The sequence below is a fragment of the Pseudonocardia sp. SID8383 genome (genome assembly GCF_009864975.1).
In the GTDB taxonomy this organism is placed as follows: domain Bacteria; phylum Actinomycetota; class Actinomycetes; order Mycobacteriales; family Pseudonocardiaceae; genus Pseudonocardia; species Pseudonocardia alni.
The window spans coordinates 1-666 of sequence record NZ_WWFY01000401.1 but is presented as its reverse complement, the minus strand read 5'-3'; the positions used below and the strand labels follow the sequence as shown (position 1 = coordinate 666).

General features: G+C 78.7%; 1 protein-coding gene. It reads left to right on the top strand.

Annotation, left to right across the window (positions count from 1 at the left end):
- Window positions 1-666 (top strand): beta-ketoacyl reductase (locus GTW08_RS09675; RefSeq protein ID WP_161151792.1); only part of this gene is annotated, 666 nt, incomplete at both ends.

Here is a 666-nt window from a genome sequence, read left to right as displayed (position 1 = left end):
GGTCCTCGCCGGCCGCCGCGGACCGTCCGCACCGGGCGCGGCGGAGCTCGTCGCCGACCTCGAGGCGCTCGGCGCCCGGGTCCGGGTGGTGGCCTGCGACGTCGCCGACCGCGACGCCGTGGCGGCGCTGGTCGCCGAGGCCGGGCGGGAGCGTCCGCTGCGGGGCGTCGTGCACACCGCCGGTGTGCTCGACGACGGCGTGCTCGGCTCCCTCGACGCGGCCCGGCTCGACACCGTGCTGCGGCCCAAGGCCGACGCCGCGTGGCACCTGCACGAGGCGACCCGGGACCTGGACCTCGACGCGTTCGTGTTGTTCTCCTCGGTCGCGGGTGTGCTCGGCGGCGCCGGGCAGGCCAACTACGCGGCCGGCAACGCCTACCTCGACGCGCTGGCGGCGAGCCGCCGCGCCGACGGGCTCGCGGGGCTGTCCATGGCCTGGGGGCCGTGGGAGCAGGGCAGCGGCATGACCGGAACCCTGGGCGAGGCCGAGGCACAGCGCCTGGCCCGCTCCGGGATGCCGCCGTTGCCCGCCGAGCAGGGCCTCGAGCTGTTCGACACGCTGCTCGCGGCCGGCTCCACCGGCCGGGCGCTGGTCCTGCCGGTCCGCCTCGACCTGGCCGCGCTGCGCGCGCTCGACGAGGTCCCGGCGCTGCTGCGGGGCCTGGT